The organism is Ilumatobacter nonamiensis YM16-303 (assembly GCF_000350145.1).
Classification (GTDB): Bacteria; Actinomycetota; Acidimicrobiia; order Acidimicrobiales; family Ilumatobacteraceae; genus Ilumatobacter_A; species Ilumatobacter_A nonamiensis.
This window is the reverse complement of the sequence record NZ_BAOL01000156.1, coordinates 1-19,085: the sequence shown is the minus strand read 5'-3', so window position 1 is coordinate 19,085 and position 19,085 is coordinate 1. Positions and strand designations below refer to the sequence as shown.

Genomic DNA, 19,085 nt, shown 5'->3' with positions numbered 1-19,085 from the left:
GGCCGCAACCGCGGCCGCGACCGCTCCGGTGGCGCCGACGACCGTCGGCGCGCCCACGACCAGCACGACGATCGCGCCGACCACCTCCGCTGCTGCCCCGACGACGGCCGCGGAACTGATCTCAGGGTTCCCCCGTCCCGCTGACGCAGCCGACTTCCTCGCCACGCTCGAGGACGACCCCGCCGTCGCCGGTTCGAAGGGTGATGATCTCGCGATGCGATTCGAACGGTTTCTCGACGCCGACCCCGGCGGACGCGAAAAGCAGACCGATCAGCTGCGCAAGCAGATCGACAAATGGCTCGACAAGGACGAGATCGATCCGGTGATCGCCGCCGCGGTCGACGAGTTTCTCGACGAATTGACCACGGCCCCCTGAACCACGACGAGCACGAGGACGACGGCGGAAGTGCTCACGCGGCCGTGCTACACGGACCGCCGCGTCACGAGCACGAACACCGCCGCGGCCGGCAGCGTCACCATCGCCGTTGCCGCACCGACCGACAGCGACGTCGACGCGAGCGAACCCACCACGACCGGCGTCACCAGCATCGCGATCCGGGAGCCCCCGGTGAGCGCGCCGAGCCCGGCACCGGGGCGACCGCGGTACTTCGCCGCGTCGTCGTAGAGCTTGGGGAACTGCGTCGCGATCCCGAGGCCGGCGACCAGGTACGCCACCATGACGACCCACCGGTTGGGGAAGAACGCGGCGAAGGCGAGCGCCGAGACGGTCATCGCGATTCCGACGTCGGCGACGCGTCGCGCACCGAACCGCACGACCATCGAGTCGCCGCCGAAACGGCCGCTCGTCATCCCGGCGGTGAAGGCGACATAGGCCAGTCCGGCCACACCAGGTGTGGCGTCGAAATCGTCGCTGAGCCGGAACGCCGCCCAGTCGCTGGACGTCATCTCCATGGCGATCGAACACGCACCCGCCACTCCGAGCATGACGAGCGGAATCTTCAGCCGCGCCCGACGGGACGTCGCCGGGTCGACATCGCCTCGCTCGTCGACGTGCTCGTCCTCGCGCAGCAGCCCGCGACCGACGAACACGAGCACGACTCCGAGGATGCACGACACGCCGAGGAGGTGCCACTGCAGCGATACTCCGGCGGCTGCCAGGCGCGTCGCACCGAATCCGCCCACGACCGTGCCCAGGCTCCACAAGCCGTGCAGCCGGTTCATCACCGGCGACGACCGGCGACCGCTGAGCCACGAACCCTGGATGTTCATCGCGCTGTCCACGAGCACGTCGAACACGGAGAGTGCGGCCAACCCGACGAGGAGCACGGCCGGTCCCGTCGCGAACCCGATCACGGGAAGCGCGCAACACAACGCGGCGGCTCCGCCGATGAGGACCGAGCGGGTTCCGAACCGTTCGATCAGCGGACCGACGACCACACTCCCGCCGAGTCCGGACAGCGCGCCGACCGCGAGCAGGACACCGAGCGTCGCCGTCGTCACGCCGACGTCGTCACGGATCTCGGGAAGCCGCGGGATGAACGAGGCGAACAACGCGCCGTTCACGAAGAACTGCACGGCAACCGAGAGCAGCGCCCGTCGATCGGTTGCGGTCAGCCCGTTCTTCGTACCGCTCCCGGGGGTGGGCACGGACGCCACCGCGTCAGCCGTGGAGTCGATCGAGGACGTCAGCCAGTCGGTCGGCCGCGTCGTCGAGGGTCACGTCGATCACCGCTTCGATCGGGCGGCCGGCGCCCGTGACCGCGGCGAGCGGTCCTCCGCGCACGGTTCCCGCCGTCAGGACGATCAGGGCGCGGTCGACCTCGTCGGTTTCCGCCGACTCCCGCACGATCGACGCCTTGGCAATGGTCTTCCACACGGTTTCGATCCGGCTGAGGCCGGGGCGGGACGGCGTGTTCACACCGCCGAACTCGAAGAGCTGCGAGACCCCGTCCGGGCGCGTCCCGCGCACGCTGACCGTCACCCCAGGGGCCACCCGGACGTTCTCGTCGAGGGTCTCGAACCCGGACTCCTCGAGCAGCGTTCGCGCCATCTCCTTCAGCGTCCGGCGATCGGGCGACTCGGTCGGAGCGAGGGAATCGATTCGCTCGCGCGCCTGTCGGACGTAGGCGGGTTCGGTGTCGTATCCGACGAATCGGCGACCGGTTCGCTTCGCCGCGACACCGGTCGTCCCGGATCCCATGAACGGGTCGAGCACCACGTCACCGTCGTAGGTGAACAGGTGCAGGCAGCGTTCCACCAGGGCGACGGGGAACGGCGCCGGATGGCCGACACGAGTCGCCGATTCCGCTGGGATCTCCCACACGTCGAGCGTTGCCTCCATGAACTCGTCGCCCGGCACGGTGGCTCGACCGGCCGCACCGGTTCCGGATCCGCCCCGACCGACTCGGTCGAACCGGCCCTTGCTGGCGATGATCAGCCGCTCGGTCGTGTCGCGCAGGACCGGGTTCGCCGGCGACTGGTACGAGCCCCACGCGCATGATCCACTCGCCCCGCGCTGCTTCTGCCAGACGACCTCGCCGCGCAGCAACAGCCGCAGGTCGTCCTGCAGGATCGAGGTCACGTCGGCGGCCAGGTTGCGGTACGGCTTGCGGCCGAGGTTCGCGACGTTGATCGCGATCCGTCCGCCCGGTTCGAGTGTGCGGACGCACTCGGCGAACACGTCGCGCAACATCTCGAGGTACTCGATGTAGTCGGCGGGAACGTGACCCTCACCCAGTGCGGTCTCGTACTCCTTGCCCGCGAAGTAGGGCGGCGATGTGACCACGAGCGCGACCGACGCGTCGGGCACCTCGTCCATGTCGCGCGCGTCACCGAGATGGATCGTGTCGATCGCGCCGGGCGTCCCGAGTGTGTCGTCGTCGCTGATGACCGGAGGAGCGAAGCGGGCGTAGAAGTCGGTGGCGTCGTGCGATTCCCGTTTGCCCGCACCGAACGCCGACGTGGACGTGCCCATCAGTCGGTCCCGATCAGCGGTGGGTTGGTCTGGCTCGCGGCGCGCTCCATGCGCTCGACCGGCGTCTGGCGCATGTCGGGATGCGTGAGGATCCAGAACTGCTCGCTGTCGACGGCGTCGACGAACGCGTCGGCCACGTCATCGGACGGGATCCCCTCCTCGACTCCCGCGACGAGCACCTCGCGGATCAGGCCGCCGATCGGGCTCTCGACGCTGACCGGCTCGTTCTGCATGAGGTCGGTCTTCACGAAGCCGGGACACAACACGCTCACCCCGACGGGCGAGCCGGTCGCGCCGAGTTCGAGGAACAGTCCCTCACTGATCGCGACGACGGCGTGTTTGGTCGCGTTGTAGGGCGCCGCCCCCGGCAGTGCCATCAGCCCGGCCATCGATGCGGTGTTCACGATGTGTCCGCTCCCCTGCTCGGACATGATCGGCAGGAACGACCGGATTCCGTGGACGACGCCGTAGAGATTGATGCCGATCACGCGATCCCAGAGGTCGATCGGTCCGCCCCACGCGTCGCCGACACCGGCGATCCCGGCGTTGTTGAAGAGCAGGTGTGCGGCGCCGAAACGCTCGAGGACCGCTTCGGCCAGCGCGGTGACCGAGTCGGCCGACGCCGTATCGCACATCACGCCGAGCACCTCTCCGCCCTCCTCGGTCAGTCGCGACTCGACGGCGCGCAACTTGGGTTCGTCGATGTCGGCCAGAACGAGTTTCATCCCCCGACCGAGGAGTCGTTCGGCCACCGCGAGGCCGATTCCGCTGGCTCCGCCGGTGATGACGGCCACGTTGCCGCGCGCGAGCACGGTGTCGGTCGATGACATGGGCGTGAATCATGCCAAAGATCGCGCGCCAAGTGGTCGATATCGCGCGTGCCGCGCGGCGTTCCGGCGCCGTCCTCCGTTCCCGTCGCGGGTTCACCCGAATCCCGGGCCGAAGCGCGACGAGAACCCGGGGGAGACCGGATCGGGGCGGGATCGCACGATGCGTGGCATCATCGCGGGGTGATCGACATCGATGCCGCCCTTGCCAGCCTGTCCCTCGACGACAAGTGTCGGCTGGTCGCCGGCGAGACCAACTGGCGCACCAAGGCCTTTCCCGAAGCGGGGATCCCGCAGCTGAAGATGTCCGACGGGCCGACCGGCGTCCGGGGCGAGGGGCACGGCAGCGCCGGCACACCGGGTGTCGCCGTCCCGGCCGGGATCGCACTCGGCGCGAGCTGGGACCCCGATCTCCTCGCCGACATCGGCGGTCTGCTCGGCACCGAAGCCGTCCGCAAGCGTGCCCACGTGTTGCTCGGGCCGACCGTCAACCTGCATCGCACACCGGTCGGCGGCCGGACCTTCGAGTGCTACAGCGAGGATCCCGAACTGTCCGGGGCCCTGGCCGCGGCGTACGTCGGAGCCGTTCAGAAACACGGCGTCGCCGTCACGGTGAAGCACTTCGTGTGCAATGACACCGAGATCGACCGGATGACCGTCGACGTCGACGTCGATGAACGCGCGCTGCGCGAGCTGTACCTGCGCCCGTTCGAGCGAGCCGTGAAGGAAGGTGGAGCGTGGGGGATCATGAGCGCCTACAACCGCCTCGACGGTGACCACGCCGCCGAGAACCGGCGGCTGCTCACCGACATCCTGCGCGACGAGTGGGGTTTCGACGGCTTCGTCGTGTCGGACTGGTTCGGCGTCCACGAACCCGTCGGCGCAGCGAACGCGGGCCTCAGCCTCGAGATGCCGGCGCCGGTGCGGGTCTACGGCCAACGCCTGGCCGACGCCGTCGAGCGCGGCGACGTCACGGAGGAGACCGTCGATGGCCTCGTCAGCGACCTCCTCGTCGTGATGAACCGCACGCTCGCGGACGAGCGCAGTTGCGACGAGCCCGAAGAGTCGATCGACGATCCGGTCGAACGTGCGCTGACACGACGCGCCGCGATCGCCGGCACCGTCCTCCTCCGCAACGACCACGTCGATGCGTTGGATCGTCCCGTCCTGCCGATCCCGCTCGATGGGCTCGGCTCGGTCACGGTGATCGGACCGAACGCCGTGATCGACCGGTCGATGGGCGGCGGCTCGGCGAGCCTGACCCCGTTCGGCCACCGCACACTGCTCGACGCGCTCACCGATCGCCTCGCCACACGCAGCCCGTCCACCACGGTCGGGTACGAACCCGGCGTCCGGATCGACCGACTCACGCCCATCGTGCGCCGCAACCAGCTCCGAACCCCCGACGGCGAACCGGGGCTCCGTCTCGAGTACGTCAACTCCCGGGACTGGGACGCGCCGACCGCCATCGACACCACGACGACATCGTCGATGCTCCGCTTCTTCGGCACGACGCCCGAGGAAATCGATGCGCTGGCCTTCGGTGCCCGCGTGTCGGGATCGTTCATCCCCGAGGTCGACGGCCCACACGTGATCGGTGTCGTGTCGACCGGACCGGTCACGATGACGGCGACGGTGGAGGGCCAGCACCCGGTGGTCGTCGTCGACGACCCGGACATGCGCATCCCGCGCACCCGCGAGTTCTTCGGATACGGAGGCGAGGAGAGCACGGCGGTGGTCGATGCGGTCGCCGGTGAGCCGATCGCGATCTCGGTCAAGTGGGCCACGGCAGCCGACAACGGATTCGCCGCGCTGCGGATCGGCGTTCGCTCTCCCGACCCGGCCGATCTCTTCGAGCAGGCGGTCGTGGCGGCGCAAGCAGCCGACGTTGCAGTCGTGGTCGTCGGCACGAACGACGAGTGGGAGACCGAAGGGTTCGACCGCGAGACGATGGACCTCCCCGGCCGCCAGAACGAGCTCGTGGAAGCGGTTGCGGCAGCCAATCCGAACACGGTCGTCGTCGTCAACGCGGGTTCGCCGGTGACGATGGACTGGGCCGATGGCGGCCCCGAGAGTGCGTCGGCGGTCGTCACGTCGTTCTTCGCCGGACAGGAGCAGGCCGAGGCGATGGTCGACGTGCTCCTCGGCGACGCCGATCCGGGAGGACGCCTGCCCACCACCTATCCGGCGCGTCTGGCCGACCATCCGGCGATCGACAACCACACACCGACCTACACCGAGAGCGGACCACCCAGCCAGCGGTACGCGGAAGGGTTGTTCATCGGCCACCGCCACTACGAACGCTCGGGCATCTCCCCGCGCTTCTGGTTCGGACACGGACTCAGCTACGGATCCGCCGAGTGGGGCTCGGTCGAGGTGTCGGCCACCGAGGTGTCCGTCGATGCCCTCGAAGGCGGCATCACACTCACGGTGCCGGTGACGAACGATTCCGACCGCGATGCCACCGTGGTCGTCCAGGGCTACGTCGCGCCCGTCGCGCCTCCTGTCGAGCGGCCCGACCGAGAACTCAAGGCGTGGGCCAAGGCCGTCGTCGCCCCGGGGACATCGACCGCGGTCACCCTCGATTTCGGTACCGACGCCTTCCACCACTGGGACGAATCGACCGGCGCGTGGACGGTCGCGCCGGGCGAGTACGACCTCGTGATCGCCCCGTCGGCAGATCCGGGTGTCGAGCACGATCGCATCCGCATCAACGTGACCTGAACCAGCACGGTCGCTGCGCCGGTGCACACGCTTACATTGTGAGGATGAGTTCCGAGCACTGGTGGCAGAACGCGGTCGTGTACCAGGTCTACGTCCGTTCCTTCGCGGACTCGGACGGCGACGGCGTCGGGGACCTCGCCGGGATCCGGTCGCGACTCGACCACCTCGTCGAACTGGGCATCGACGCCGTCTGGCTCAACCCGTGCTATCCGTCGCCTCAGTTCGACCACGGCTACGACGTCGCCGACTACTTCGGGATCCACGCGGAATACGGCGACCTCGCAGCGTTCGACGAGTTGCTGGCCGCCGCCCGGGATCGAGGCATCAAGATCATGATGGACCTCGTTCCGAACCACTGCTCGAGCCAGCACCGATGGTTCGTCGATGCGCTCGCCGCTGCTCCGGGAAGCCGGGAGCGAGCGCGGTTCTACTTCCGCGACGGTCGGCCCGACGGCGCGGGCGACGCGCACGGAGCCCCGCCGAACAACTGGTCGGCGGCATTCGGCGGATCGGCCTGGACGCGTCCGTCCGCCGATGATTCCCAGTGGTATCTCGGCACGTTCACCCCGCATCAACCGGACTTCGACCACACGAATCCCGACGTGCAAGCCATGTTCGCGGAGGTGTTCGAGTTCTGGTTCGATCGAGGCGTCGAGGGCTTTCGCGTCGATGCGATCAGCCCCGTCGGCAAGCACCCGGAACTGCCCGACGCGCCGCCCGTTCCCGAGGGCACCGGCATGCTGCAGGTCACCTGGGAGAACCCGTACACGGTCTTCCGCCCCGAGGGGCACGATGTCTGGCGACAGTTCCGAGCGACGATCGACACCTACATGGACGCGCATCCGGACCGAGACCTGACCATGGTCGCGGAGGCGTACATGAACGGGCGTCCCGACCTGATGGCGGCGTTCGTGAACGACGAACAGTTCCACCAGGCGTTCGCGTTCGACCTGCTGCTGTCGCCGTGGGACAAGACCGAGATGGAACGGGCGATCGGCGACACACTCGACCTCATGGACGCCGGCTCGACGCCGACCTGGACGCTCAACAACCACGATGTCCAGCGGGTCGTGACCCGCCTCGGCCGCGACAACGCCACCGATCCGTCCACCGTCACCAACAACGCACTGGAATCGGTTGCGACGAGTGTCGACATCGCGGTCGGGCTGCGACGTGCCCGGGCGATGATCACGCTGGCGATGGCGATGCCCGGATCGATCTACCTCTACATGGGCGAGGAACTCGGGTTACCCGAGGTGCTCGACATGCCCGACGACCGGCGGCAGGACCCGGTGTTCATCACCACCAACGGTGAGCGGTTGGGCCGCGACGGCTGCCGGGTCCCGCTCCCGTGGACCGACGATCCGTCCACCAACTTCGGCTTCTCCGCGTCACCTGACGCGTCCGAACCGTGGCTTCCGCAGCCCGAGTGGTGGGGCGAAGTGGCGGTCGACGTGGTCGACCAGCAGGACGACGCGACGCTGGATCTCTACCGCGAGTTGATCGCGGCCCGGCGTGAACTGGCAGTTCCCGAAGGCCTCGGTGCGATGGTTCTCGATCTGGGCGACGGTCTGGTCGCGGTTCGTCGCGGCAAGCTCATTGCGGTCACCAACGTGACCGCGACTCCGATCGCCCTGGACTCCGATCACGACGAAGGAATCGCCGACGCGATGCCCGTCTTCGCGTCCGAGCCCGACGAACTGCACACACCCGGCGTGATTCCACCCGACTCGACGATCTGGTTCTCGACTCCGTGATCGCGAACGTCTTCACCGACCTCACCGACCGTCTCGAGGAATTCTCGGCGAACTGGTGGTTCGTGCTGATCATCTTCTCGGTCGCGTTGCTCGACTCCGTGCTCCCGATCGTGCCCGGCGAGACGATGGTGATCATCGGCGGCGTGGCAGCAGGACAGGGAAACCAGTCGATCGTGCTCGTGATCCTGGCCGGTGCGATCGGAGCGTTCATCGGCGACAACCTCGCCTACTTCATCGGCCGTCGGTTCTCCCACCGAGTCGAGGGGTGGGCCGACCGAAAGCCGGAACGTCGCCTCCGACTCGACGGCGCCGCACGACAGATCCGGTTGCGCGGTGGGCTGTTGCTCATCACGGCGCGCTTCATTCCCGGCGGCCGCACCATCCTGACCATCTCGTCGGGTCTCACGAAACAGCCGTGGGGATGGTTCGCGACGTGGATCATCATCGCGACCACCATCTGGGCGTCCTATGCCGCGCTCCTCGGCTACTTCTTCGGCCAGGCGTTCGAGGACGACCATGCGATCGCGTTCTGGCTCGCGTTCGGCACCGCGCTCGCGATCACCGGATTGGTCGAGGTCGTCCGCTGGATCCGCAGCCGACGGTCCAAGGTCGTGACGGGTGACCCCATCGAGGTCTGAATCACGTCGCCGGGCACGCGGCTGGGTGGCTCGTGACCGGGACGCGTACGCTGTCGGGCGTGTTCAATCCCTGGTTCAACCCGTGGTTCGAGTCGGTCGCCGTGGCCCAGAAGCGGGCGAAGCGGCGGTTGCCGAAGTCGGTCTACGGCGCGCTGATCGCGGGCGCCGAACGCGGGGTCACCCGTGACGACAACTGTGCGGCCTTCGACGAGCTCGGCCTGCGTCCCCTGACCGCCGGGCAGCCGGCCGGCCGGGAGATGGCGACCGAGGTGATGGGCCAGCCGATGTCGATGCCGGTCATGATCAGCCCGACCGGCGTGCAGGCCGTCCATCCCGACGGTGAGGTCGCGGTCGCCCGCGCCGCGGCGGCGCGCGGTGTCGTGATGGGCTTGAGTTCGTTCTCGTCGAAGCCGATGAACGAAGTCATCGCGGCCAACCCGCAGACGCTCTTCCAGATCTACTGGGCCGGCGATCGGGACTCGATGGTCGGCCGCATGGAGCGCGCCAAGTCGAACGGCGCGGTCGGCATGATCCTCACGCTCGACTGGTCGTTCGTCCACTCGCGCGACTGGGGCAGCCCATCGATTCCCGAGGCGATCGACCTCCAGACGATGGTGAAGCACGCTCCCGAGGCGATCCTGCGACCGCGTTGGTTGCTCGACTGGGTGCGGTCGGGCTCGCTCCCCCAACTCGGGGTTCCGAACTTCCCGGTCTCGGAAGACGATCCGGTCCCGGGCTTCTTCGACGCCTACGGGGTGTGGATGGGAACGCCGCCGCCCACGTGGGACGACGTGGCCTGGCTGCGCTCACAATGGGACGGACCGTTCATGGTGAAAGGCATCAACCGCGCGGACGAAGCCCGTCGCGCAGCGGACGCCGGGGCCACGGCGATCTCGGTCTCCACCCACGCCGGCAACAACATCGACGGCACACCGGCCCCGATCCGCGTGCTCCCCGAAGTCGTCGACGCGGTCGGCGACGAGATCGAAGTCGTGATGGACTCCGGCATCCGTCGCGGCAGTGACGTCGTCAAGGCGCTCGCCCTCGGGGCCAAGGCCGTGATGATCGGGCGCGCCTACCTCTGGGGGCTCGCCGCGAACGGACAAGCCGGCGTCGAGAACGTGCTCGACGTGCTCCGCATGGGGATCGACTCCAACATGCTCGGCCTCGGCAAAGCATCGATCGCCGACCTCTCCGCCGACGACATCATCATCCCCGATGGCTTCTCCCCACCCCGCCGCTGAATGTTCGTTGGTGCCCGTCGCCAACGAACATCTTCCGCTGAACGATCCGACGGTCACGCGAGACTGACCGACGATGCGACTGGGCGAGGCGACGTGGACCGAGGTCGACACCGCGACGAAACTGATGGCCGACGACGACGGAACGTTGTCGCCGATCGTGCTGATCCCGGTCGGTTCGACCGAACAGCACGGCCCGCACCTGCCGCTGAACACCGACACGCTCGTTGCCGAGGAGATCGCGGGGCGAGCGCTGCACCGGACGACCGGACTGATGCTCGGCCCCACCATCTCCGTGAGCGCATCGGGCGAGCACGCCGGGTTCGCGGGCACGCTCTCGATCGGGACCGACGTCATGGCCGACGTCGCGATCGAACTGGGTCGAAGCGCCGACTGGGCCGCAGGTGTCGTCTTCGTCAACGGCCACGGCGGCAACCACGACGCTCTCACCAGGGCCGTCGAGCTTCTCACGGCGGAGGGTCGCAGCGTCTTCTCGTGGTGGCCGCGGTGGAGGCGACGGACCGATGGCGGACCGCCTGACCTCCACGCCGGTCGCATCGAGACGTCGTTGATGCTCGCCATCGATCCCGGCTTGGTCCGGCTCGAACTCGGGACGCGTGGCCCCGATCATGCGCTCGACGAGTTGCTGCCGCAGTTGCGGTCGCACGGGGTCCGCGATGTCAGTCCGTCCGGTGTGCTCGGAGATCCGGAAGGCGCTTCCGGCGCCGAGGGGGAGCGCTTCATCGCCGACTTCGTGGACGACCTGGTGATCGCAATCGAGCGGTGGCGCCCGATCGATCCGACTCCACACGCGGAACGCAAGCCTGCGGGCGCGTTCACCGAACCGATCGGTTCCGACCCTGCCGGGTGAGCGGTGCGCTACGTCACCGACAGCACCTGGGACCGGTCGACGCGCGATGGATCGACACTGCTGGCAGGCTCGCCGCTCCGCGTCTTCCGCCTCTCCGGCGCCGGCAGTCGGGTCGCGGACGACATCGAAGCCGGACTCGACGTCCACGAATCGAAGCTCGTGGAGCGACTGCTCGATGCCGGTGCGATCCATCCCGATCACGCGGGGGATGTCTCACGGCTCTCGCTCCACGACGTCACGATCGTGACGCCCCAACTCGGCGGCGACGTCGTTCCAGGACGAGACGTCACGGTCGATGACGGCTCCCGACCGCCGATCGAGAGTGCCACGATCCGTCTCGACACGAACCGGGGACCGGGCGCTGCACGCAACGCCGGTCGAGCCGCGGTCGAAACCGAACTCGTCGCGTTCGTCGATGCCGACGTCACGCTCCCTGGCTCGAGCTGGCTGAACGACCTCCTCCCCCACTTCGACGATCCCCGTGTCGGGCTCGCCGCACCGCGCGTCGTCGGTGATCCCGCGTCGTCACTCGACCTCGGGTCGGAGCCCGCACGTGTTCGATCGGGGTCGCGAGTCAGCTACGTGCCGGCCGCCGCCATCGTGGTGCGAGTGACCGCATTCGACGACGTCGGGGGCTTCGACGAGATGCTCCGCGTGGGCGAGGACGTCGACTTCGTGTGGCGCCTCGACCAAGCCGGATGGGGTTGCCGGTACGAGCCGCGATCCGTCGTACACCACGAGCCGCGCGCAACCCTCTCGGCTCGACTTCGCCAACAGGTGGGCTACGGCACATCGGCGGCTCCCCTTGCGCTCCGTCACCCGCGAGCGCTGGCTCCCTTCCGCTCGAACGGATGGATGGCCGGCGGGTGGGCTGCGTGCGTGCTGGGACACCCCGCGCTCGGGGGTGCGTTGGCCGCAGCGAACGTCGCCGTGGTTGCGCGCGCCCTGCCCGAGGTTCCGCGAGCCCGTCTGGCGCGTCTCACGCTCGACGCCCACGTCGCGGGTCTGCGCCAGCTCGCTGCGACGATTCGTCGGGTCTGGTGGCCGATCGCTCTCGTCGCGGCGGTGCTGTCGAAACGCGCGAGATGGGTCACGCTCGCGGCGGTCGCGCTCGGACCCCGGTCAACGCACCTCGACGCCGCCTACGGGTGGGGGGTCTGGCGCGGCATGATCGATCACCGCTCGTGGCGGCCGATCGTCCCCGAGATCAGTTCGTGGTCGCCGACGCCTCGGCAGCGTCGACGGGCCGGCGAGCGCGGACAACGGCCTGCTGCAACCGGTCGCTGATGTCGTCACAGTCGGCGCAGCCCCAGATCGCGGAATAGGCGATGCAACCGAGACAGATCGACGCGAACGCCTCGAGCGATGCGGCGATGACGAGTCCGGCGATCAGCACGTACGCGATCCACGGTGCACCCGCGATCCATGCGACCGCTGCGCCTGCGGTGAACCCGAGCCCGATCAGCTGAGCAAACCGCTTCGGCGGACCCGGTACGTGCCGGGACTCCCGCCCGAACCCACGCTCGACGAGGGGCGTCACCACGCGGACCGAGACCTGTCCCAGCGGCGAAGCGGTCGGTCCCGTCAGGACTCGTGCAGCGAATCCATAGAGCAGCGGGAGCAGGATCCATGCCTCCCGGACCACGAGGAATGCCACACCCATCACCACGACACCCGTCGCAACGACGCGCGCCGAGGTCTCGTTGACCGGATCGGGAAACTCGAAGACACGCCGCACGTCCATCAGGCGATTCAGCGTATGGACCCAATTCCCGATCGACACGGTCAACATTCGCCCGGTCGCCACCGCTTCGCCCACCACCGCCGATCCCGTTCCGGAATTCCGGCGGCGACGCTTGCCGGATGGTCAGCCGCCGATGGCGCGGTAGACGCGTTCGGCGGGGCCACGGCCGAAACGGCGATGCCACCAGGTTGCTCCGGTGATCGCCGCGATCCAGAAGCCGACCGAGAACCACAGCGCAACGTCGAGTCCCGCTGGGTCGATCCATCCGAACCAGTCGACGAACAGGTTGAACACCAGGATGTGCGCGATGTAGATCGACAGCGACATCTGACCGGCCCGCCGCAGCGGGTCGATGATCCGCACTCCGACTCCGCGCGCGTTGTCGGCAACCCACGAGATGAGCGCATACGCCACGAGCGCGGTCCCCAGGGCGCTCATCACGTAGACCACCCCTCGTTCGGACGAGTCGTCGGAGAGGAGTTGCGCGGTGAACGACGTGTCGGCGAGCTCGTTCACCAGTCGTGCAGCGGCGTAGAGGATCAGGCCGGTCCCTGCGCACCAGAGGCCCCAGTCGGGAGTTTGCAGCGACCGGCCGAGCACGATGCCCGCACACAGGAACGCGAGCCACGGGAGCAGCGGATGGGTGCCGTTGACGCCGAGGTCGATCACGAAGTAGCGCACCGTGTCCCGACCGGGGTTCGTCAGCCACTGCACGCTGGCGCCGTCCTCGATGCGCCAGTACGTCCAGGTCTCGATCCACCACGCGGCGAGCACCGAGGCGACGCCGACGGCGACGATCCACGCGCTGCGCAGGGTGAACAGGACCGCGGCAATGACGAACATCGCTCCGTAGAAGTAGATGATCGTGCCCCGCCAGATGACGTCGAGGACCTGACCGAGCACGTACAGCGCCATCCCGCGTCGCACCAGTCGCCACCGCATCTCCGTCACGGCCGCCGCAGCGCCTGCAACACCGGCAGCGCGCTCGGCGACACACCGTCGGGTGAGGAGGGTGATGCCGACGCCGGCGACCAGGACGAAGGTCGCCGCGAACCGGGTCGACAACGGCCCGCCCCACGGATCGAAGAACCGCTCGACCGCGGTCGACGCAGGAACGGACCCACCGGAACGGATCAGCAGGTAGCCGTGGTAGTTCATCACCACGACGCCGATCAGCGCGATGGCGCGCACCACGTCGGGTCCAGGGAGTCGGTCGAGCGACTCCGACGGGGGACGTGCCTGGTCGGTCAGCGACTCGTCGATGGTGCTCACGTCGTCCATCGAACCGCGATCAATCCCATCGGTACTCGTCGACCCCGGTCATGTGCAGAGGTCGTTGGACATCGACGTGGTCTCCGATCCCCGGCAGCGGATCACCCTCGGGGACGAACGCCATCGAGGTGTGCATGTGCGGGCCCTCGTGCAGGGCGAGGCGGGTCCGCTCGAAGTGGAACGGGCTGCGGCCATCGGACAGCGGGGTGACACCGTTGGCGGTCCCGGCACCGATCATCACCAGGTGTCCGTCGGCCGGCACGCGCGCCTGGTGATACCCGGCAGATGCACCGGCGGCGATGCGGCGGACGTCCAAGACGTCGGCGTCCAGGTGCAACGCGGACTTGTCGCCGTGCCAGAGGGCGGTCCCCACCCGGATCCGGTAGCGACGAGTGGCCGGCAACGACCGATAGGCCTCGAGCCCCAGATGACTGACCCAGGCGGGCAGGCTCGGGTCGACGTCGACGAGCGCTCGGTCGATCTGCTCGACACGGTCGGCATCGGTCCCGGCGATCGGGGGGTGAACGGCAACTCCGACGACGTCGAGTCCGGCGGCTCGGGCGCGATCGACCAATGCCGTCGATCCTCCGAATCGCCGCAGGTCGGTCGCCAACTTGACGACGACGCGACCCGACCAGCCCTTCAGCGCGGCGACGTGTTCGTCGTTGCCGACCGTGAGCACCGGATCCCGACGGGTCGGCGCGACCAGCGTGGGAGTGAGGACGACCGGGGTCAAGGAGTCGGGAAGCCCGTCGAGTTCGTGCACGGTTCCGACCGCGACCGTGTCGCAGAACTCTGCAGCGATCTCGGCGAGGCGCACCCGACCGAAGCCGTAGCCGTTTCCCTTGACGACGGGGATCAGCCCGTCAGTGACGCTGACCGTGCGGGCGACCTGGCTTCGCCAGATCGCGGAGCGCACCCGGAGTCGAACGGTCACCTCAGCGACGGTAGCGCCCGAGGCCGATCAGGCACTCTCACCCGACGGCGGACGCCCCAGTCGACGAGCGCGCCGCACCCCACGCCAGGCCACGGCTCCCGCGCCGATGACCGGACCGGAGTCGGCGAGTCGCGACGGGGTGATGCGGGCACCGCGGCTGTACGAGAGCTTGACGTGTTCGTCGAGCGTGACCTGCGCCGAGTGGAAGAACGTCGCGGCGAAGCCGAGCGCCACACTTCCTCCGACGACCACGAGCGAGAGATCCAGCGCGTTGCACACCGATGCTGCCGCGAGCCCGACCAGTCGTCCGGTCCGTTGCATGATCTCGTAGGTCGGCTCACTCGGCGGCCGTCCGGTGATCGCCTCGATCGCCAATCCGGACGCTTCGGCTTCGAGGCATCCCTGCGCTCCACAGCCGCATCGACGTCCGCCCGGTTCCACGATGACGTGACCGATGTGGCCCGCATTGCCCGTGGCGCCGTCGAGCAATTCACCGTCGAGGACGACACCGCCACCGACACCGGTCGACACGGTCAGAGCGCAGAAGTTCGGATGTCCCTGCGCCGCTCCGAGCCACCCCTCGGCGAGCGCGAGCGCTTTGGCGTCGAGGTCTCCGTACACGGGCAGGTGGGTGGTCTCCTCGAGTCGGGCCCGAAGGGGGAACCGCCGCCACGCGGGGATGTTGATGGGCGACACGGTCACGAGACCGCGGCCGACCGGCCCGGCCGCCCCGACCCCGACCGCACGGATCCGCACCTGGTGTTGATCTCGCGCCCGGTCCATCATCTCGGTGACCATCCCGGCCAACGAGGTGTAGTGCGCCTCGGGAACCACATCGCGCTCGACCTCGACGCGCGCCCGGTCGATCAACTCACCTTTCGCGTTCACGAGTCCGGCCGCGAACTTCGTTCCCCCGATGTCGATCGCCAGCACGACGTCAGGAAGCTGGCGGACGATCGGCTCGGTCGCGTCGTCGGACGCCTCCGGGTCACCCGTGTCCTCGGACGGAGCCGACGGATCCTCGGGGGACGGATCGGTCGCAGTCGGATCGGTCGGCGTCGTGTCGAGCGGCGTCGTCTCGGGAGGCGGTGCGTCGGATCGAACGCCGTCGACGATCGATGGGTCGGACGCGGTCATCGGGAACGACCGTAGTCGTGTTCCACCCGATTCCGCCGACCAACCGGGACGGATGCCCGAACGCGATCGGCGCCCGTTCGCCCCAAACGGTAACCTTCCGAGCTGGCGCTGGACCGACCGCCGCCGGGCGTGTACACATTCACCATGTCTGCCGATCCTCACCCTCGACACGCCGGTTCGTCCGGGCGCGGCCGAGGTCGATCGCGGCGTGCGATCGTCGTCGGAGGAGTCGCCGTCGCGTGCGGGATCGCGGCACCTCTCCCGGCTCATGCGCAACCACCGGACCCCACCACGACGGCGCCTCCCACCACCACTCCGCCGACCAGTCCACCGACGACCACTCGGCCCTCCAGCACGACGACCACGGCTCCTCCGACGACGACACCGCGGACCACGACCACGACCGTGCCGGTCACCACGGCGCCACCGACGACCGCTCGACCCCCTGCACCGACAACTCCCGGCACGTCCAGCACCACGACGCCCCCCGCTCCCGACGTGCCTCCCGGTCCAGCAGCGCCGCCCGAGTTGAGCATCGTCGTCTACCCCGAGCAGATCGAATACATCCTCGCCACGATCCGCCACCTCGAGTCGCGCGACAACTACCTGGCTCCGCCGAACGCGGGGAACGCATCCGGTGCCTATCAGTTCATCCGCTCGACCTGGAACAACTACGGCGGCTACGAACACGCCTACCTCGCGCCACCGGCGGTGCAGGACGAACGCGCCGCCCTCGACGTCACCCGGTTCCTCGCCCAGTTCAACAACGACGTCTCGATGATTCCGGTGATGTGGTACTACCCCATCGCTGCGTCGCAGCCGGAGTGGATGGACCGGGTCCCCGGTCCACAGTTCGGCAATCGCCTGACGATTCGCGAGTACCAGACACTCTGGCTGCGGAACTTCTCCCGCATCTCCGGGACGACCATCGCGCCCCGCGTGGGAGAACCGCTGCAGGCCGTCCCGTCCCTGATTCCCGGCGCTCCTCCCGTGTTGCCGACCTCGGAGGGAGATCCATCACTCTCGTTCCCGGTGCTGGGGCCGTCGAACCTGATTCTTCCGGAATGCGATTCCGACGAATCGTCGATCGACGACGTCGCCACACCCTCCGACGCGTCGTGGGTCGCCGTGACCAGTTTCGCCGACATCCACGAGGCCGGCCGATGCGCCGCCCAGACCCCTGGGGTGATCACGGGAGCGCAGCTGCAGCCGGTGCTCGCGGTCGCCGACGGCGTCATCACCAACGTGCACGACGAGCCGGGGAGCGGCGATCCGATCTCGATCACGCTGACCGACGCCTCCGGCACGAGCTTCGTCTACTCAGGCTTCAACGACGACAACCCGGGGACCGATGACGGCAACGCGCCCGAGCATCTCCGACTGTCAGGACTCGCCGAGGTCGGCCGCACGGTGCGGGCCGGCCAGGTGATCGGCTTCATGGGCAACAGCGCGGCGCTGCCCGACCAGATGCAGAACGACCCGGAAGCACTCGACGGAGTGACGACACCTCCGCACGTTCAGGTCCGGAGCATCGACCTCAACGGCGACGCGGTCGACACCTACGGCCCCATCGTCGATGCGATGTTCCGCCAGACCTGCCAGGTGATGATCGGGCCGTGGTCCGGGACGGCTCACGGTGACGGGCACGAACCCGTGCTCGTCGCGGCAGCGGACCGCACCGATGGAACGGGTTCGGCCTGGGTGATCAGCGAGACCGGCCAAGTGACCGCAACCGGTTGGGCGGCGATGGTCAATCCCGGTGAGGCGTGCACGAGTACACCGGCCGAGATGTTCGGCCCCGGCGCAGGCGGCGTCGAAGAAGGTCTGGCCCACTGGCTGACGCCGATCGACCTTCCGACCGAGACCTGGGTCGCCATCTCGATGCACGACGACCTCGACACCCGCGGCGTCGTCCTGCGCTGACCGCTTTCAGTCGATTCGTCGAGCGGTTTCCACGAGGTTGATCTCGTAGAGCACCTCGTCGAGCGCGTGTGCGGCGCTGATCGCACTGAACCGCTGCGGATGTTCGGGCGTGCAACACGATGGAACCGGCGACAGCACGGTCCACGGCCGTGGGTGGCAGAACTGCACCACGCTGTATCGCTCACCCTCGTAGCCCGGCGCCGCGACGACTCGGTGCCAACCGATGGGAATCAGTCCGTTGGTCAGACGCTCCAGCATGATCCCGGTGTTCACGATGACCCCGTTGTCGGGCGGGATCGCGTCGACCCAGTCGTCGTTGACCTTCACCTGCAGGCCGGGGGCGGTCGATCGCGGGAGCGCGGTGATCAGATTGATGTCGCCGTGTGGGGCTGCCCACACGTGCCCGGGCTCACCGTCGTCGCCGAGCGCAACGTCGAGTTCGGACATCGCCGGATAGCGGATCGCTCGGGTCAGCGTGGGGCCGTCCTGCACCATGTCGTCGAAAAAGGTCTCGTGGCACCCGATTCCTTCCGCGATCACCCGCAGGAAACGGCGCTGGAGATCGGCGATCGTGTCGTGGAACCGATACAGCACCTCGGTGATGCCGGGCACGATCTGCTCGGGGAGCACCTGGTCGGGGTAGGCCCCGGGAAAGTGCCGCTTCAAGGGATGCCCCGCGACGATCGGTGTCGACCAGTTCAGCATCTCCTTCCAGTCGGGCTTGTCGCTCGACGCCGCGGTTTCGACGAGCAGCCCCGTGTATCCCGTCTGACCGCTCGAGCCCTCGACCGTCGCCGTCTGCTTCTCCTCGGGCGACTTCTCGAAGAACTCGCGGAGCATCGCGTAGGCCGTGTCGAGCAGGTCGTCGGGGACGTCGTGACTCGTGTACACGAACCCGGTCGCGAGGCTGCGTGACACCCCGTCGACGACAGCGCGGCGCTGCGTCGAGCTTCCGTTCTCGAAGTTCAACAGGTCGACGTCGAGGATCTCGTCACTCATCTCGCCAGCCTACGACGCCCCTCCGACCCGTGCGATCCACGCCGCGACGCGGCGTTCTCGTGAACAGTTCGCGCACGGAG

16 protein-coding genes and 1 pseudogene are annotated in these 19,085 nt (G+C 68.5%); 8 read left to right on the top strand and 9 right to left on the bottom strand.

Annotation, left to right across the window (positions count from 1 at the left end; all coding sequences use genetic code 11):
• Positions 1–376 (top strand): annotated as a pseudogene (locus ON45_RS23135) (hypothetical protein); the annotation flags it as partial.
• 47 nt (positions 377–423) lie between these two features.
• On the opposite strand, the gene ON45_RS14050 reads toward ON45_RS23135, so the two are convergent.
• Genes ON45_RS14050 through ON45_RS14040 form a run of 3 tightly spaced genes read right to left on the bottom strand, consistent with a single transcriptional unit; the run spans position 424 to position 3,765 of the window.
• Positions 424–1,608 (bottom strand): MFS transporter, encoded by a 1,185-nt coding sequence (locus ON45_RS14050; protein WP_158412425.1) that lies wholly within the window; start codon positions 1,606–1,608, stop codon positions 424–426.
• Between the two features lie 13 nt (positions 1,609–1,621).
• The gene (locus ON45_RS14045) at positions 1,622–2,935 is read right to left on the bottom strand and encodes a DNA-methyltransferase (protein WP_083914994.1); all 1,314 of its coding nucleotides are present in this window, start codon (positions 2,933–2,935) and stop codon (positions 1,622–1,624) included.
• A complete protein-coding gene (locus ON45_RS14040; protein ID WP_051063080.1) occupies positions 2,935–3,765 on the bottom strand; it encodes an SDR family NAD(P)-dependent oxidoreductase in 831 nt (276 codons plus the stop codon). The genes ON45_RS14045 and ON45_RS14040 overlap by 1 nt, the downstream gene beginning before the upstream one ends.
• Positions 3,766–3,945: 180 nt before the next feature.
• Here ON45_RS14040 and ON45_RS14035 point away from each other — a divergent pair, with 180 nt between their 5' ends.
• The 6 genes from ON45_RS14035 (at position 3,946) to mftF (ending at position 12,280) form a co-directional block, all read left to right on the top strand.
• On the top strand, positions 3,946–6,486 hold the full coding sequence (locus tag ON45_RS14035; RefSeq protein WP_148288698.1) for a beta-glucosidase: 2,541 nt from the start codon (positions 3,946–3,948) through the stop codon (positions 6,484–6,486).
• A gap of 44 nt (positions 6,487–6,530) precedes the next feature.
• Complete coding sequence (locus ON45_RS14030) at positions 6,531–8,243, top strand: alpha-amylase family glycosyl hydrolase (RefSeq protein WP_040494617.1); 1,713 nt, start codon at positions 6,531–6,533, stop codon at positions 8,241–8,243.
• Complete coding sequence (locus tag ON45_RS14025; protein WP_040494616.1) at positions 8,240–8,881, top strand: DedA family protein; 642 nt, start codon at positions 8,240–8,242, stop codon at positions 8,879–8,881. Before ON45_RS14030 ends, ON45_RS14025 begins: the two co-directional genes overlap by 4 nt.
• 59 nt (positions 8,882–8,940) lie before the next feature.
• On the top strand, positions 8,941–10,125 hold the full coding sequence (gene mftD, locus ON45_RS14020) for a pre-mycofactocin synthase MftD (protein WP_040494625.1): 1,185 nt from the start codon (positions 8,941–8,943) through the stop codon (positions 10,123–10,125).
• A 73-nt stretch (positions 10,126–10,198) separates the two neighbouring features.
• A complete protein-coding gene (gene mftE, locus ON45_RS14015; RefSeq protein WP_083914992.1) occupies positions 10,199–10,993 on the top strand; it encodes a mycofactocin biosynthesis peptidyl-dipeptidase MftE in 795 nt (264 codons plus the stop codon).
• A 3-nt stretch (positions 10,994–10,996) separates the two neighbouring features.
• Complete coding sequence (mftF, locus tag ON45_RS14010) at positions 10,997–12,280, top strand: mycofactocin biosynthesis glycosyltransferase MftF (RefSeq protein WP_051063078.1); 1,284 nt, start codon at positions 10,997–10,999, stop codon at positions 12,278–12,280.
• On the opposite strand, the gene ON45_RS14005 is transcribed toward mftF, so the two are convergent.
• From ON45_RS14005 to ON45_RS23130, 5 genes are all read right to left on the bottom strand, one after another.
• Positions 12,201–12,737, bottom strand: coding sequence for a DUF4395 domain-containing protein (locus ON45_RS14005; RefSeq protein WP_158412423.1), 537 nt, complete (start codon positions 12,735–12,737; stop codon positions 12,201–12,203). The two genes, mftF and ON45_RS14005, sit on opposite strands and share 80 nt — an antisense overlap.
• Before the next feature lie 123 nt (positions 12,738–12,860).
• Positions 12,861–14,009 (bottom strand): DUF418 domain-containing protein, encoded by a 1,149-nt coding sequence (locus ON45_RS14000; protein ID WP_158412421.1) that lies wholly within the window; start codon positions 14,007–14,009, stop codon positions 12,861–12,863.
• Positions 14,010–14,028: 19 nt separating this feature from the next.
• A complete protein-coding gene (locus ON45_RS13995; RefSeq protein ID WP_040494614.1) occupies positions 14,029–14,946 on the bottom strand; it encodes an alanine racemase in 918 nt (305 codons plus the stop codon).
• Between the two features lie 27 nt (positions 14,947–14,973).
• On the bottom strand, positions 14,974–16,083 hold the full coding sequence (locus ON45_RS21615; protein WP_051063076.1) for an ROK family protein: 1,110 nt from the start codon (positions 16,081–16,083) through the stop codon (positions 14,974–14,976).
• A 266-nt stretch (positions 16,084–16,349) separates the two neighbouring features.
• Positions 16,350–16,550 carry a hypothetical protein gene (locus ON45_RS23130; RefSeq protein WP_158412419.1) on the bottom strand — a complete coding sequence of 67 codons (201 nt, stop codon included), beginning with the start codon at positions 16,548–16,550 and terminating at the stop codon, positions 16,350–16,352.
• A 31-nt stretch (positions 16,551–16,581) separates the two neighbouring features.
• Between ON45_RS23130 and ON45_RS13980 the strand changes: the two genes are divergently transcribed.
• On the top strand, positions 16,582–18,006 hold the full coding sequence (locus tag ON45_RS13980) for a M23 family metallopeptidase (RefSeq protein WP_051063074.1): 1,425 nt from the start codon (positions 16,582–16,584) through the stop codon (positions 18,004–18,006).
• Between the two features lie 6 nt (positions 18,007–18,012).
• Here ON45_RS13980 and ON45_RS13975 read toward each other — a convergent pair whose 3' ends face one another.
• On the bottom strand, positions 18,013–19,005 hold the full coding sequence (locus ON45_RS13975) for an isopenicillin N synthase family dioxygenase (protein ID WP_040494612.1): 993 nt from the start codon (positions 19,003–19,005) through the stop codon (positions 18,013–18,015).
• Positions 19,006–19,085 lie beyond the last annotated feature (80 nt).

What these genes read in the sequence shown, in the direction of transcription:
- ON45_RS14045 (WP_083914994.1), bottom strand. Translation starts at nt 2,935, where the DNA reads ATGGGCACGTCCACGTCGGCGTTCGGTGCGGGCAAACGGGAATCGCAC.
- ON45_RS21615 (WP_051063076.1), bottom strand. Translation starts at nt 16,083, where the DNA reads ATGACCGCGTCCGACCCATCGATCGTCGACGGCGTTCGATCCGACGCA.
- ON45_RS14005 (WP_158412423.1), bottom strand. Translation starts at nt 12,737, where the DNA reads ATGGACGTGCGGCGTGTCTTCGAGTTTCCCGATCCGGTCAACGAGACC.
- ON45_RS14040 (WP_051063080.1), bottom strand. Translation starts at nt 3,765, where the DNA reads ATGTCATCGACCGACACCGTGCTCGCGCGCGGCAACGTGGCCGTCATC.
- ON45_RS14030 (WP_040494617.1), top strand. Translation starts at nt 6,531, where the DNA reads ATGAGTTCCGAGCACTGGTGGCAGAACGCGGTCGTGTACCAGGTCTAC.
- ON45_RS13975 (WP_040494612.1), bottom strand. Translation starts at nt 19,005, where the DNA reads ATGAGTGACGAGATCCTCGACGTCGACCTGTTGAACTTCGAGAACGGA.
- mftE (WP_083914992.1), top strand. Translation starts at nt 10,199, where the DNA reads ATGCGACTGGGCGAGGCGACGTGGACCGAGGTCGACACCGCGACGAAA.